Origin of the sequence: Halorubellus amylolyticus (assembly GCF_034808145.1) — an archaeon.
Classification (GTDB): Archaea; Halobacteriota; Halobacteria; order Halobacteriales; family Natrialbaceae; genus Halorubellus.
The window spans coordinates 711,647-725,905 of the sequence record NZ_JAXHGM010000001.1; the positions used below are offsets into that span (position 1 = coordinate 711,647).

The following is a 14,259-nucleotide window of genomic DNA, read 5'->3' on the forward strand; positions in this document are numbered from 1 at the left end:
CGCGGACGAGGGTCTAAACGACGAGGGGCGGCCAGGGCCCGCATGTTCGACCGTGGCGGCGAGTGTGGCTGTACGACGAGCGTCGAGGGGGACGCGCTCCGCGTCGACGCGAGCGACTGTGGCGACGACGGCGACCTGGCGACCGCGCCTGGGTGTCGGTCGACCGTCGTCGACGCGTGCCGCGACCGGGCGATAGCGTCGGTCGCGGTCCGAGCGCGCGGGTTCGAGCGTCGGTACGGCGACGGTGCCTGTGCGCTGTTCGCCGCCGCCGGCGCGTTCGCCGCGCGCGTCGCCGGCCGGGACGACCCGCTCGCGTCGACCGCGCGCCGCGACCCGCTCGCGGCGGCGCGGCAGGCGCGCGCTCGGAGTCCCCCGGCCTCCTCGTGGGCGGCCGAGACCGGCCTCCTCGTCGCCGGCGACGGGCTCGACGACTACGACGCGATGGTCGTCCGCGAGGGCCCGACGCTCGCGCCCGCTCGCGTCCGGCTGGACGCGCCCGACGCGTGGTCGGTCGTCGACCGCCGGTCGCTCTCGAACGGAGCGACGGCGACCCGGTACCGCGACGAGCGCGGCCGGTCGCGGTATCACCTCCGGCCGCCGTGGGCGACGCTCGACGCGGCGGGCCGGGAGGCGTTCCGGCGCGCGTACGAGCGACTCGCCGCGGGCGACGTCGGGGCGACCGAGCGCGCCCCGCGGCGGGCCGCGACGGCGGTCGTCGACGGCGACCCGGACGACGTCGTCGTGGACGCGCTCCGCCGGCAGACGACCGGCCACGGCGTCCTCGAGGACGCCTTCGCCGACCCGGCGGTGACGGACGTCTACGCGCCCAGCGCGGCCGACGGGCCGGCGCTCCACGTCGGGCTCCGGGACGCGGACTCGGTCCCGACGAACGCGCGGGTGACCGTCGACGGGGCGAGCGCGTTCGCGTCCGGCGTCCGTGCGGCGAGCGGACGGGCGTTCTCGCGGGCGTCGCCGACGGTGGACGCGGCGACGACGGTCGGTGACACGCCGGTCCGCGTCGCCGGCGTCCGCGAACCGGTCGCCGACGGCGTCGGGTTCGCGTTCCGGCGCGGGGACGCGGACGCGTTCACGCTCCCCGAACTCGTCGCGAACGGGACGGTCCCGAGCGACGCCGCGGCACTGCTCTCGCTCGCCGCCCGTCGCGCCGCGGCGTCGCTCGTCGCGGGCGCTCGCGGCGCCGGGAAGACGACGCTCCTCGGCGCGCTCTGCTTCGAGTTCGCGCCGACGACGCGCGCCGTGTTCGTCGAGGACACCCCCGAACTCCCCGTGGACGACCTGCGCGCGGACGACCGCGACGTCCAGGCGCTCCGGACGAGCGAGCGCGGCGACGGGCTCGACGCCGCGGCGGCGCTCCGGACCGCGCTCCGCCTCGGCGAGGGCGCGCTCGTCGTCGGCGAGGTCCGCGGGGAGGAGGCGCGCGTCCTCTACGAGGCGATGCGGGTCGGCGCGAGCAGCGACGCGGTGCTCGGTACCATCCACGGTGACGGGGCCCACGAGATCCGCGAGCGCGTCGTCGAGGACCTCGGCGTGTCGGCGTCGTCGTTCGCGGTGACGGACTGCGTGGTGACGTGCCGGCGCGTCGCGGTCGACGGCCGTGCGGCGCGGCGCGTCGCCCGCATCGAAGAGGTCGTCGGGGACGGCGCGGACGCGTCGTTCGAGCCGCTGTTCGTGCTTGACGATGCCGGCGCGCTCGCGTCGACGGGACGCGTCGAGTCGGGAGAGAGCGAGCTCGTGGCGTCGCTCGCGACCGCGACGGAGACGTACGACGACGTCCGCGAGGCACTCGCGGGTCGCGAGCGCGTGCTCGCCCGGCGTGCCGAGACCGGCGCGCACGACCCGAGCGCGTGGACGACGCGGGTGTCGACGTGACCGCTGGCGCTGACTCGGGGGCGGTGCCGCGGGTCCTCGCTTCGCTCGCGGCGCTCGCGCCCCTCGACGTGGACGCGAGTCCGGAGCTCCGCGGTGCGCTCGCGACGCTCGACGTCCCCAGCGCGGGGGAGACGGTCGTTCGCGCGGGCTACGGGGCGGCCGCGGTCGCCGGCGCGCTCGTCGTCCTCGCGGGGTCGTTCGTCCGACTCCCGCCGCCGGTCGTCGTCCCGGTCGCGCTCGCGGCCGCGGTCGGCGTCGCGCACGGCGTCCACGAGCTCCCCGGCGTGCTCGCTGCGCTCCACCGGCGGCGCGCGCTCGGCCGCGCACCCGACCTCGTCGCCCGGCTCGCACTCCGACTGCACGTCGAGCCGGCGCTCGAACCCGCGGTCGCGTTCGCGGTCGACGCGAGCGACGACGCGCTCGCCGCGGCGCTGGCCGCGCGCTGCCGACGAACCGACCGACTCGACGACGCCCTGCTCGCGTTCGCCGACGCACACGCGGAGGACGCACCCGGCCTCCGGCGCGCCTGCCACCTGCTCGCGAGCGCCCCGGACGCGCCCGAGGGCGACCGCGGCCGGCGCGTCGACCGCGCGTTCCAGGCGGTGCTCGACGGGACGCGCGACCGCCTCCGGTCGTACACGACCGCGCTCTCCGGGCCCGTGAACGCGCTGTACGCGTTCGGCGTCCTGCTCCCGCTCGCGCTCGTCGCCGTCCTCCCCGCCGCCGGGGCCGCCGGCCTCCCGGCGTCCCTCCCGGTCGTCGTCGCGGTCTACGACGTCTGCCTGCCGCTCGTCCTCCTGGGGGCGACCGCGTGGGTGCTCGCGAACCGCCCGGTCGCGTTCCCGCCGCCGCGCGTCGCCCGCGACCACCCTGCAGTCCCGGCGCGACGCTGGCCCGCGCTCGCGACCGGCGCGCTCGCCGGTGCGACCGTCGGCGGCGGCGCGTTCGCGCTCGCGACGACGGGTGGCTTCGGCGTCCCCGTCCTCGCGGGCGTCGCCGCGCTCGTCCCACCGTGGCTCGCCGGCATCCTCGGCGTCGGGGTCGGCGTCGGGGTCGCTGCCGGGCGACTCACGGCGGCCGCGGCGTCGGTCCGCGCGAGCGCGCTCGCCGTCGAGGACGGCCTCGTGGACGCCGCGTACGCGGTCGGGAGACGGGTAGCGAACGGGGACGCGGTGGAGGACGCACTCGCCGCGGGCGCCGAGGTCGGCGGCGAGACCGGCGCGGTGTTCGAGACGGCGATCGGCGTCCGCGAGCGCCTCGGCGTCGGGCCGCGCGAGGCGTTCCTCGGCGAGCACGGCGCGCTCGCGACCGTCCCGAGTCAGCGCGCTCGCGCCGTCGTCGACCTCCTCTCGCTCGCCGCCGCGCAGGGCGCACCCGCGGGGGAGGCGGTCGTCGCGGTCGCGGACCACCTGGAGGACCTCGCCGCCGTCGAGCGCGCGTGCCGGGACGACCTCGCGGCGGTCACGAGCACGCTCCGGTCCACGGGCCGGGTCTTCGGGCCGCTCGTCGGCGGGGCGACGGTCGCGCTCGCGGACGGCCTGGCGTCGCCGGACGCGCTCCTCGGCGACGCGCCGAGCACGGGCGTCGACCCGGGCGCGCTCGGCGTCGCCGTCGGCGCGTACGTCCTCGCGCTCGCCGGCATCCTCGCCGCGCTCGCGGTCGTCCTCGAAGCCGGCCCGGACCGCGTCGCCGTCGGCCGCGAGCTCGCGACCGCGCTCCCGACCGCCGCGACCGCGTTCACCGTCGGCGTCGTCGCGACTGGTGCACTCGTCTGAAGGCGGTGCCGTCGCCACCGGCGCACTCGTCTGACGCGACCGCCACGGCGCAGCGGTCGACGCCGCCGTGGCTTCAAGTCGGATGGCGCGGCCACGGTCGGCATGCTCGACGTAGCTCCCGGAGCGACGTACTGGTTCCTCGGGCTCGCGGCCGCGAGCCTCGTCGTCGTCGGCGTCGCGGCCGACCTGCCGACGCGCCCGCCGCCGGACGCGTCCGCGGCCGCGAACACGGTCGACGCGCTCGCCGCGAGCGACTACGCGGGGACCGCGACCCATCCCGTCGCCGCGAGTGCGGTGCGGGTAACCGCGCGGTCGTTGTCGCTCCGGTCCTCGGCCGGTGCTGCACACGCGACGTTCGCGTTCGGGCCCGTGACGCCGGCGCCGGCCGAGTCGGCGCTCGCCGCGGTCGCCCGCGGCGTCCCGCCCAGCGAGGCGTTCGACTCCCCGAGCGCGCTCGGGGACGCCGCCGCGGCCGCACGACGGGACGCTCGCGACGCCGGCTGGCGGCCGGCGGACGATTCGATGCGCGTCCGGCGCGTCAACTGGGGTGATGTGCGTGTCACGCTCGTCCTCGCCTGAACCCGCGGACCGGACCCAGAGGTCTGCGGACGCTCGCGGGCAGACCGGGCCGCTGCCGGCGCTCGCGGCGACGGTCGTCGTCGGTGCGGCGCTGGCGCTGTACGCGAGCTCGCTCTACGGCGCGTTCCCCGACCCCGCGGACCCGCGCGTCGCGGAGCCGACGCTCCAGCGGACCGTGGACGCGCTCGCCACCGACGGCGTCGTCCGCCCGGACGACCTCGCGGACGCCCGGTCGACCGCGCCCGACGGCTACGAGGCGGCGTTCGTGCTCGCGACCAACGACGACCGCTGGCGGGTCGGCCCCGCGAGTCCACCGGACGCCGCGAGCGCGACGCGGCCCATCGCGGTTCGGGTCGCCCCCGGCGTCGTCGTCACCGGCCGTCTCCGCGTCGTCGTGTGGCGATGAACGCGCTCGCGTCCGGACCGCCCGCGGACCGCTCGCGGGCCGACCGCGCGTCGAGCACGACGCTCGACGTCGTCCTGTGCCTCCTGCTCCTCTCCGCCGCCGTCGGCGTCCTCGCGGCCGCGACGCCACCGCCGGACGGCCACGACCCGCGGACCGCGGACCGGGCGGCGGCGCTCCTCTCCACGACGACCGTAACGGTCGACGCCCCTGGCGGTGCTCGCGCCCACGGGACGCTCGCGGCGCTGCTCGCACGCGCTGCACTCGCCGGCTTCCACGTCGACGCCAGCGACCCTGGGGCCGACGCTGGCGACCTCCGAACCGACGGCAGCGAGCGGACCACACCAGCGGGCGCGTTCGAGCGGACAATCGGGACCCGGACCGAGCGCGCGCTCGCGAGCGTCGACGCGTCCGTGAACGTCACGGCGTCGTACGCGCCGCTCCCGGGGAGCGACGCCGCGGGCGAGGCGACGGTCGGACCGGCGGTGCCGCGGGACGTGGACGTCTCGGTCGCTCGCGTCCGCGTGCCCGTCGGAACCGGCCCGAACCCGACCGAGCGTCGGCGCGCGGCGAACGACGACGGCGTCCGTGGGCTGGCGCGCACGATCGCGGACGCGACGCTCGCGACGGTCCTGGCGCCCTCGCCGGCGCGCTGGACGCTCCGCGACCCCGCGATGCGACGAACGGTCGTCTCGCGGTACCGCGGCCTCGGCCGGGCACTGGACGTGGCGCCGGCGGGGGCGCTCGCCGGCGGTCGCGTCCAGCGGGCGAACGCGCTCCTCTCGCGCGCCCTCGCCGACCGGTACGTCGCCGTCGCTCGCGCGAGCTACGAGACGCCCGCGGACGCCGCCGACGCGGCCAGGCCGCGCGTCGTCGTCCTCACCGTCAGGACGTGGTCGCCGTGAGGCTCGCCGACGACGACCGCGCTCGCGTCCCGTTCGCGCTCGTCGGTGCGTTCCTGCTCGTCGCCGCCGCGGGCGTCGCCGCGACCGTCTCCCGACCGACGCCGGAACCGACGCGGCCCGACGCCGCGGTCGCGGCCGAGCGAGCGACGGCGAGTGCGCGAACCGCTGTCCGGACCGCGGTCTCGACGGCGCTCGCCCGCGGCGCCGCGAACCCCGTGGTCTCGCCGGCGGACACGCCGTACGGGCGCGTGCTGAACGAGAGCCGCCCGTACCGCGACGCGCTCCGCGTCCGGAGCTACGTCCGCGTCGAGCGCGCGCTCGCCGCGACGACCGTCCGCGTCGGCGACGCCACGGCGACGCTCTCGCTCCCGGACGTCGACGACCCGACAGACCTCCGGACGGGAATCCAGCGCGTGTCCCTCTCCGGGCGCGGGAACGCGACCGTCGCGGTCGCCGTCCGGAACGTCTCGCTCGTCGTCCGCGTCGACGGCCGCGTCGTCCGCCGCGAGAACCGGTCGTTCGCCGTGACGCTCGCGTCGCCCGCGCTCGCGCTCCACGACCGCGTCGAGACGTACGACGACCGGCTCTCCAGGGGCGCGGTCGACGGCCCCGGGTTCGGCCGGCAGTTCGCCGCACGACTCTACGGGCTCGCGTGGCTCCGCGGGAGCGCGCAGTACGCCGGCGGTCCGGTCGGGAACGTCCTCGCGACCCGGCACGTCGCGCTCGCCGCGAACGGCGCGGCGCTCGCCACCCAACGCGGGACGTTCGGGACGGCGGACGCGGCCGGCGTCCGCGCGTACCGGCGCGCCATCGCCCGCGTCGGCGTCCGCGACCTCACCCAGCGGTGGAAGCGCCCCGGCGCGAACGCCGACCGCTACCTCACCGCCGTCCTCGGGGACCACCCCGGCGGTACCTTCGCGCACACCACGCCCGACGTCCCGGCGATACCCGACTCGGGCGTGGGGCCGGATAGCGCGCTCTCGGTCTCCGTGGACGCGACCGCGGACGACGCGTTCGCGGCGTTCCTCGCCGGCGACGACGGCCCGAGTCTCGACGCCGTGGTCGGCGCGAGCTACGACGCCGCGCTCCGGCCGGCGGTCACCGCACGCCCCGTCGAGCGCGCACCGCCGCCGAACCCGCCCTCGCCCGGGAGGAACTGGACCGCCGCGTCGACGACCGCGGACCGCGACGTCGCGGTCGCGGACGGCCCCGGGCCCGTCCCGTCGCCGCGTGCCGACGAGACGCGCGTCCTCGCGGCGACCCGGTCGGCGACCGTCACGCGGACGGCGCGGACGAGGTGGACGCGCGGGAACGAGACGACCGTGACGACCGACACCACGCGGGGACGGGTTCGCGTCGGCGTCGCCGTCCACGCCAGCCATCGCCCGAACGCGAGCGACCGCGTCGACAACCGCGAGGTCACCGGCGTCGTCCCGTCGGCGTTCCGCGAGCGGTCCGCGGTCGACCCGAACCTCGCGGACGTGGCGCGCGACGCCGACCGAGCGCTCGCCGTCCACGGCGGCGTCGACCGCGTCGCCGCCCGCGCAGCCGTCGGCGAGTTCCACGGCCGGACGATTCCGGCACGCGGCCGGACGACGAACCGGACGCGAGCGGTCGTCTACGACGCCGTCGCGACGCTCCGCGAGGACGTCCGGAACCTCTCCGTCACCGTCGAGCGCGAGAGCGCGCTCACCGGCGAGCCGGCGACCGCGGAACTTCTGGACGCCGTCCGTGACCGCCGCAGCGACCTCGCCCCTGCGCGAACCGAGTACGACTCCGTCGCGGCGCTCGCCACCGTCGCCGCCGAACGCGCGTACCTCGCTCGCGTCGAACGCCACCTCGAAGCCAGGGTGCGAGCCGACGAACGCGTCCTCTCCCGGGCCCGCCGCGCCGTCGACCGGACGCTCGCGGACGTGACCGACCGCGGCGTCGGTGGCGTCGCCGCCGTCCAGCGCGCCATCGACGACACCGACGACGACCCGGCGCCCGCGACTGCCAACCACCTCGTCGGCGACGTCGACCTCGCCGTGATGGGGTCACCGTCGTACCTGGTCGTGGACGGCGTCGACGCCGAGCGCGTCCCGTCGGTCGCGCGCGCCAGCGCCGTCCATCCGCTCGCGGCGCGGAACGTGAACGTCTTCACCGTCCCGTCCGGCGACGCCGCGTCGCGCGTCGTCGACGCGGTCGCCCCCGACGCCGGCGGCACGACGTTCCGCGCCGCCGTCCGGCAACTCGACCGCGCCCGCGACGTCCCCGAGCGCGACCGAACCGACGCGCTCGCCGAGCGCGAGAACCAGGTGCGGGACGCGGTCGCCGCGTCCGTCGCCACCACGCGACGCCGCGTCGCGTCGACGCTCGCCGAACGCACCCCGCTCGAACGGGACGTCGCCAGCGCCGCGGTCGCGGACGCGTTCGCGACGTACCCGTCGACGACCGCTCGCGGTCGCGCCATCGTGAACGGGAGCGCCACCGACGCCGTGGTCGCCGCGGTCGTCGAGCGCGCAGCCGACGCGTCCAGCACCGGCCCGGTCGACGCGCAGTTCCGGGACGCGACGCGGACGCACGTCGCGACGGCGCTCCGGCGGGCGCGCGCCAGCAGCACCGTCCGACCCGCCGACGACGTCGTTGCGGGTCTCCGCTCGTACCTCGACGAACGCGCCGGTGGCGTCGCCGAGAACGCCACGAACGAGTTCGTCGGCGGTGCGCGGAACGCGACGAACGCGTCGTTCCTCGGCCTCCCGCTCGCGCCCGTCCCCGGGTACTGGTACGCGACCGCGAACGTCTGGGTCGTCGACGCGAACGCGACCTATCCGACGTTCGCCGTCCGCGCCCGCGACGGCCCCGCCGGTGGTACCGGGGAGACGACGTACGTCCGCGACGGCGCGGCCGTCGCCGTGGACGTCGACGGCGACGGCGTCGACGACCGACTCGGGTACGCCGACCGCGTCACCGCCCGCGCCACCGTCCCCGTCGCGGTCGTCGTCCCGCCCGGCCGCGGCGGCCTCGGCGACCGCAACCTCGTCGCGTTCGAGGACTCCCCCGGCTGGCCGAGTCCCGTTCCCGACACGCGACCCGGCGCGAGCGACGCGAGCACCGATCCCTCGGCCAACGCGACTGCGACCGCGTCCACCACCAGCAACGCGACCGCGAACGCGTCGACGGCCGTCCGCTGCGGTCGCGGCGAGTGTGATGGAGATTTGTACCCGCGGTGGCAACGACCGTCCATGTTCCACGACCAACGTCACGACGTCGACGGGCTCTCCGTCGACGACCTCCGCGCGGAGTACGCACAGGACCTCGCCGCCGTCGTCGACGAGCACGGCGTCGACGCCGTCGTCGACGCCACCGACCTCGACCGCGACGCCGTCGAAGCCATCGCCGCCGCCGAGCTCCCAGCGGACCTCTCACTGCAGGACGCCGCCGCGGTGCTCTCCGTGCGCGACGGCGTCGCCGACCCCGACACCGTCGTCGAGATCGCGTGCGACCACCTCCTCCTCGGGATGACCACGGGCGTGATGGACGTCGACGCCGTCGAGAGCGACCTCGCCATCGACCTCGACGCGAAGGAGGTCCAGCAGAAGATCGAGCGCCGCGCACCCATGACCTTCGACGAGTACGTCCACGTCCAGCACGTCATCGCGAGCCGCCAGCGCTGACGCGTCGCGCTCGGCTGTCACGAGAGGCCCTGACGGCGACGCCAGGCGCCGCGAGACGCGAGGGTTCAAGTTCGTGCTCGCCCGACCGTCGCGTATGCGAGTGGTCGTCCTCGGCTGTGGGTACGTCGGTATCGAACTCGGCCGTCAGCTCGTCGACCGCGGACACGACGTCGTCGGCGTCCGACGGAGCGACTCGGGTCTCGACGCCATCGAAGGCGCGGGCTTCGACGGCGTCCGGGCGGACGTCACCGACGCGGAGTCGCTGGCGGCGCTCCCGGACGCGGACGCGCTCGTGTTCGCCGCGTCGTCGGGAGGGCGTGGGGCCGACGCAGCGCGCGACGTGTACGTCGACGGCCTCCAGAGCGCGCTCGGCGAGTACGCGACGCGCGAGGACCCGCCGCGTCGCCTCGTCTACACGTCCAGTACGGGCGTGTTCGGCGACCACGGCGGCGACTGGGTGGACGAGTCGACGCCCATCGACCCGACGACCGCGAAGACCAGGGTGCTCGCGAGCGCCGAGGCCATCGCGCTCGCCGCCGACCGCCTCTACGGCATCGACGGCACCGTCGCGCGGTTCGCTGGCCTCTACGGCCCGGAGCGCTACCGGCTCGAACGGTACGTCGACGGCCCCGTCACGGAAGGCTACCTGAACATGGTGCATCGCGACGACGCCGCCGGCGCCGTCCGGTTCCTCCTCGAGACCGACCGTGCCCGCGGCGACGTCGTCCACGTCGTCGACGACGAACCCGTCTCGAAGTGGGCGTTCGCGGACTACCTCGCCGACGCCTGCGGCGAACCCTCGCCCGCGAAGCGGACCACGACCGAGCGCCTCGCCGACGGCGACCTCTCCGCCGCCGCGGAACGCCGCATCCGTGCCGAGAAGCGCGTCGACAACACGCGCCTCCGCGACCTCGGGTACGAGTTCCGGTACCCGACGTACCGCGAGGGGTACGACGCCGCCGTCGCGGACTACCGCGACGACGCCTGAAGCGCCCGTCGACGTCGGAATAGGTGTCGTTCGAACGTCACGTCTACGTCGTCGACGACGGATTCGCCCGATGGGGGAACCTTCTTTGCCTCCGGCCCTATGTGGTCGGGCATGGCACTGCGGGTCCACGCGCCGCCGGCACGCGTGCCGCTGCAACTCGTCGGCGGCGAGCAGCGAGTCGTCGCCCTCGCCGCGGCCGTCGTCGTCGCACTCGCCGCCCTCGGCGCGCTCGCGTGGTGGTGGAAGCGCCGTCAGCATCCAGCCCGCCGCCTCAGGCGGGCGCTCGACGGCGTCGACGACCTCTCCATCCTCATGCATCCGAACCCGGACCCCGACGCGATGGCGTCCGCGATGGCCGCCGCGACGCTCGCTCGCGACGCCGGCGCGACGCCCGTCCTCCAGTACCCCGGGTCGATACGCCACCAGGAGAACCGCGCGTTCCGGACCGTCCTCGACCTCGAACTCGACTGCATCGAGACCCGCGGCGACCTCCGCGACGACGTCGTCCTCGTCGACCACAACGAAGCGCGTGGCTTCCAGGGCGCCGACGGCGTCGACCCGCTCGCCGTCGTCGACCACCACCCCGGCGACGGCACCGGCCGCATCACGGACGTTCGCGCTGACGTCGGCGCGTGCGCGTCGCTGTTCGTCGAGTACCTCCAGGAACTGGACGCGACCGTCGGCGCGGACGACGGCCTCTCCGTCTCCCCGCAGCTCGCGACCGGGCTCGTGTACGGCATCCAGTCCGACACGAACCACCTCACGAAGGGCTGTAGCGAGCACGAGTTCGAGGCGAGCGCGTACCTCTACCCCGCAATCAACGAGGACCTGCTCGACCGCATCGCGAACCCGCAGGTCCCCATCGAGGTCCTGGAGACGAAGGCGAAGGCCATCCTCGAACACGACGTCGACGGGTCGTACGCGGTCTGCGACCTCGGCGGCGTCCCGAACGTCGACGCCATCCCGCAGGCCGCGGACGAACTCACGCACCGCGAGGGCGTCACCGCCGTCGTCGTCTTCGGCGACTACGACGGCACCGTGCACGTCTCCGGGCGCTCGCGCGACGACCGCGTCCACATGGGCGAGGCGCTCCAGGCCGCCGTCGACGGCATCCCGATGGCGGAGGCCGGCGGGCACGCCCGCATGGGCGGCGGGCAACTGAGTCTCGACCACATGAACGGGCTCGGCCCGAGCGACGGCGTCACCCGCGAGGAGTTCTCCGAGCGACTGTTCACCGCGATGGCCGGCGACTACTGACCGCGCTCGTCGACGTCGACCCGGCGGCCTTTTAGCGTCGCCGCTGCTAGCGCGAGCATGGTCACGCAGACGGCGACGTGGGACTACCGGGACCGTCACACCGACGCGTTCGGGCGGACGTACTTCCGGCGGTTCGGGGACGGCGTCGTCTCCAGTATCGGCCTCGGCACGTACCTCGGCGAGCCGACGGACGCGGTCGACGACGCGTACCGCGACGCGGTCGTCGAGGCCGTCGAGAGCGGTATCAGCGTCCTCGACACCGCACGGAACTACCGCGCGCAGCGCAGCGAGCGCGTCGTCGGCCGCGCCATCGCCGACGCGGACGTCGACCGCGAGGCGCTCCTCGTTGCGTCGAAGTGCGGGTTCGTGCCGTTCGACGGCGAGCGCCCGGACGACCCCGGGCGGTACGTCCGCGAGCGCTTCGTCGAGAACGGCCCGCTCGACCGCGAGGACCTCGTCGCCGGCCAGCACGCGATGACGCCCGCGTTCGTCCACGACCAGCTCGACCGGTCGCTCGAATCGCTCGACCTCGACCGCCTCGACCTCTACTACCTCCACAACCCCGAGGTCCAGCTCGCGGAACACGACCGGGACACCGTGTACGACGCCATCGAGGACGCGTTCGTCGCGATGGAGGAACGCGCCGCGACCGGCGACCTCCGGCACTACGGCGTCGCGACCTGGGAGTGCTTCCGCGTCCCGCGAGACCACCCGAAGTACCTCTCGCTCGCCGAGGTCGTCTCGCGCGCCCGCACCGCGGCCGACCGCGCCGGGAACGCCGCCACGTCGTTCCGCGCCATCCAACTCCCGTTCAACGTCCACATGGCGGGCGCGTTCACCGAGAAGAGCCAGTCGAGCGCCGACGGCGACGTCAGCGTCCTCGAACTCGCGAACACCGCCGGCCTCGACGTCTTCACGTCCGCGTCGCTCAAGCAAGGGGACCTCGCGACCGACGACGCCATCCCGGACGTCGTCGACTCGAAACTCGACGGCGACACGCCCGCGCAGCGAGCGATCAACTTCGCGCGCTCCGCCCCCGGCGTCACCAGCGCGCTCGTCGGCGCGTCCTCGAAAGCGCACGTCGCCGACAACGTCGCCGCCGGCACGTTCGACCCGCTCGGCGCAGAGGCGTTCGACGCGACGTTCGAATGAGCGACCGAGGCGTTCGACGCGACGTTCGAGTGACCGAACCGTCTACAGTTCCTTCCACTCGCCGCCGCACTCCTCGCAGACGCGTACCGTCCCGATCTCGTCCGGGTCGTTCTTCGTCCCGAGCTTCTTCTCGCACTCGGCGCAGTTCAGTCGCTCGTAGGTGTCCTTGAACAGCGAGCCGTCGCGGAGCGCCTTCCTGACCGATTTCATGCCCCGTCCTACGAACGCACGTAATAAAACCCTGCGGTGACCCCTCCACGCACTGACGGGAGTTCCTCGATACCGGACCGGAGCGTCAGTTTCGGTTCGAAATACGTAAGCGGGCGACCTTCGAAGGACGGTCCGTGACACAGGGACGGACGAAACTGTTCGCTGCGATGTGCGCGATGGTGTTCCTCGTGAACTTCCCGCGCGTCGCGTTCGCGCCGATGCTCGACTCGCTCGCCCTCGCGTTCGACGTCACGTCCCAGGGGAAGCTCGGGCTCATCGCGACGCTCGTGTGGCTCGGGAGCGCGCTCCCGCGCATCCCGACCGGCTGGCTGCTCACGCGCGTCCCGCGGCATCGCGTCATCCTCGGCACCGGCGTGGTGCTCACGGCCGCCGCGACGTTCACCACGTTCGCGTGGTCCCTGAACTCCGTGTACGTCGGCTCGCTCCTCATGGGCGTCGCCAGCGGCGCGTACTTCATCTCCGCGAACCCGCTCGTCTCCGAGCTGTTCCCCGACCGCGTCGGACGAGCGCTCGGCATCCACGGCACCGCCAGCCAGGTCGCGGCCGTCGCCGCACCGCTGTTCGTCGGCGTCGTCCTCGCCGCGACGTGGATCGTCGTGTCGTTCGCGCGCTGGCGGCTCGTGTTCGCCGGCATCGCCGTCCTCGCCGCCACCACCACCGCCGTCTTCTACGCCGTCTCCCGGCGCGCGGACCTCCCCGACGCCGGCGCGGAGGACCGCGACCTCATCGCCGGCGCGCGCGCCCAGTGGCCGCTCGTCGTCGCCGGCGTCGTCTTCCTCGGATTCACGGGGTTCGTCTGGAACGGCGTCTTCAACTTCTACGTGCAGTACCTGGACTCGGTCAAGGACATCGCTCGCCCCACCGGCCGCGTCCTCCTCACGGGCATCTTCGCCGCTGGCGTCCCCGCGTTCTGGCTCACCGGGCAACTCATGGACCGCGTCAAGCACGTCCCCGTCATCCTCACGATACTGGGGGCGTTCGCCGCACTGCTCGGCGCGCTCACCGTCGCCACCGGACTGTACGCCATCGTCGCTCTCTCGCTCGCCATCGGGTACGTCATCCACTCGCTGTTCCCCGCGATGGACATCTACCTCCTCGACGCACTTCCGGACGAGCACCGTGGGAGCGCGTACGCGCTCTACTCGGGGACGATGATGCTCGTGCAGTCCGCGGGCAGCGTCGCCCTCGGCACGATGAACGACCTCGGCGTCTCCTTCACGCAGGCGTTCCAGGGGTACGCCGCGCTCGTCGCCGCGCTCGTCGTCGTCCTCGTCGCCCTCCACGCGCTCGGCCGACTGCCGACGAAAGCGCGCGCAGTCGACTGACGCCACCCGAGAGAACTAAACGGTAGTGTCTTCAACAGGCGTTCCGTGACTCGTAGGAACGATGCGTCGGCTACGGGCGGTCGCGGCCCGTCCGTGAC

11 protein-coding genes and 1 pseudogene are annotated in these 14,259 nt (G+C 75.0%); 11 read left to right on the plus strand and 1 reads right to left on the minus strand.

Annotation, left to right across the window (positions count from 1 at the left end; all coding sequences use genetic code 11):
• Window positions 1-42: 42 nt before the first annotated feature.
• The 10 genes and pseudogenes from SM754_RS03595 to SM754_RS03635 all read left to right on the plus strand — a co-directional run bounded on the left by SM754_RS03595 (window position 43) and on the right by SM754_RS03635 (window position 12,605).
• Complete coding sequence (locus SM754_RS03595) at window positions 43-1,890, plus strand: ATPase, T2SS/T4P/T4SS family (RefSeq protein ID WP_501993733.1); 1,848 nt, start codon at window positions 43-45, stop codon at window positions 1,888-1,890.
• Window positions 1,866-3,665, plus strand: a complete 1,800-nt coding sequence (locus SM754_RS03600; protein ID WP_323674841.1) for a type II secretion system protein — start codon at window positions 1,866-1,868, stop codon at window positions 3,663-3,665. The genes SM754_RS03595 and SM754_RS03600 overlap by 25 nt, the downstream gene beginning before the upstream one ends.
• Before the next feature lie 102 nt (window positions 3,666-3,767).
• A complete protein-coding gene (locus SM754_RS03605) occupies window positions 3,768-4,244 on the plus strand; it encodes a DUF7283 family protein (RefSeq protein ID WP_323674842.1) in 477 nt (158 codons plus the stop codon).
• Window positions 4,222-4,650, plus strand: a complete 429-nt coding sequence (locus SM754_RS03610) for a DUF7285 family protein (RefSeq protein ID WP_323674843.1) — start codon at window positions 4,222-4,224, stop codon at window positions 4,648-4,650. The genes SM754_RS03605 and SM754_RS03610 overlap by 23 nt, the downstream gene beginning before the upstream one ends.
• Window positions 4,647-5,552 carry a DUF7284 family protein gene (locus SM754_RS03615; protein ID WP_323674844.1) on the plus strand — a complete coding sequence of 302 codons (906 nt, stop codon included), beginning with the start codon at window positions 4,647-4,649 and terminating at the stop codon, window positions 5,550-5,552. The genes SM754_RS03610 and SM754_RS03615 overlap by 4 nt, the downstream gene beginning before the upstream one ends.
• Window positions 5,549-8,587, plus strand: a pseudogene (locus SM754_RS03620) (DUF7286 family protein); the annotation flags it as partial. The gene SM754_RS03615 and the pseudogene SM754_RS03620, both read left to right, overlap by 4 nt.
• A 189-nt stretch (window positions 8,588-8,776) precedes the next feature.
• Window positions 8,777-9,208, plus strand: coding sequence for a DUF5791 family protein (locus SM754_RS20480; protein ID WP_501993750.1), 432 nt, complete (start codon window positions 8,777-8,779; stop codon window positions 9,206-9,208).
• A gap of 94 nt (window positions 9,209-9,302) precedes the next feature.
• On the plus strand, window positions 9,303-10,196 hold the full coding sequence (locus SM754_RS03625) for an NAD-dependent epimerase/dehydratase family protein (RefSeq protein ID WP_323674846.1): 894 nt from the start codon (window positions 9,303-9,305) through the stop codon (window positions 10,194-10,196).
• Between the two features lie 111 nt (window positions 10,197-10,307).
• Complete coding sequence (locus tag SM754_RS03630; RefSeq protein ID WP_323674847.1) at window positions 10,308-11,453, plus strand: DHH family phosphoesterase; 1,146 nt, start codon at window positions 10,308-10,310, stop codon at window positions 11,451-11,453.
• 57 nt (window positions 11,454-11,510) lie between these two features.
• Window positions 11,511-12,605 (plus strand): aldo/keto reductase, encoded by a 1,095-nt coding sequence (locus tag SM754_RS03635; RefSeq protein WP_323674848.1) that lies wholly within the window; start codon window positions 11,511-11,513, stop codon window positions 12,603-12,605.
• 42 nt (window positions 12,606-12,647) lie between these two features.
• Here SM754_RS03635 and SM754_RS03640 read toward each other — a convergent pair whose 3' ends face one another.
• On the minus strand, window positions 12,648-12,815 hold the full coding sequence (locus tag SM754_RS03640; RefSeq protein ID WP_227131882.1) for an HVO_0758 family zinc finger protein: 168 nt from the start codon (window positions 12,813-12,815) through the stop codon (window positions 12,648-12,650).
• Between the two features lie 176 nt (window positions 12,816-12,991).
• Between SM754_RS03640 and SM754_RS03645 the strand changes: the two genes are divergently transcribed.
• Window positions 12,992-14,161, plus strand: coding sequence for an MFS transporter (locus SM754_RS03645; RefSeq protein ID WP_501993751.1), 1,170 nt, complete (start codon window positions 12,992-12,994; stop codon window positions 14,159-14,161).
• Window positions 14,162-14,259: the final 98 nt, after the last annotated feature.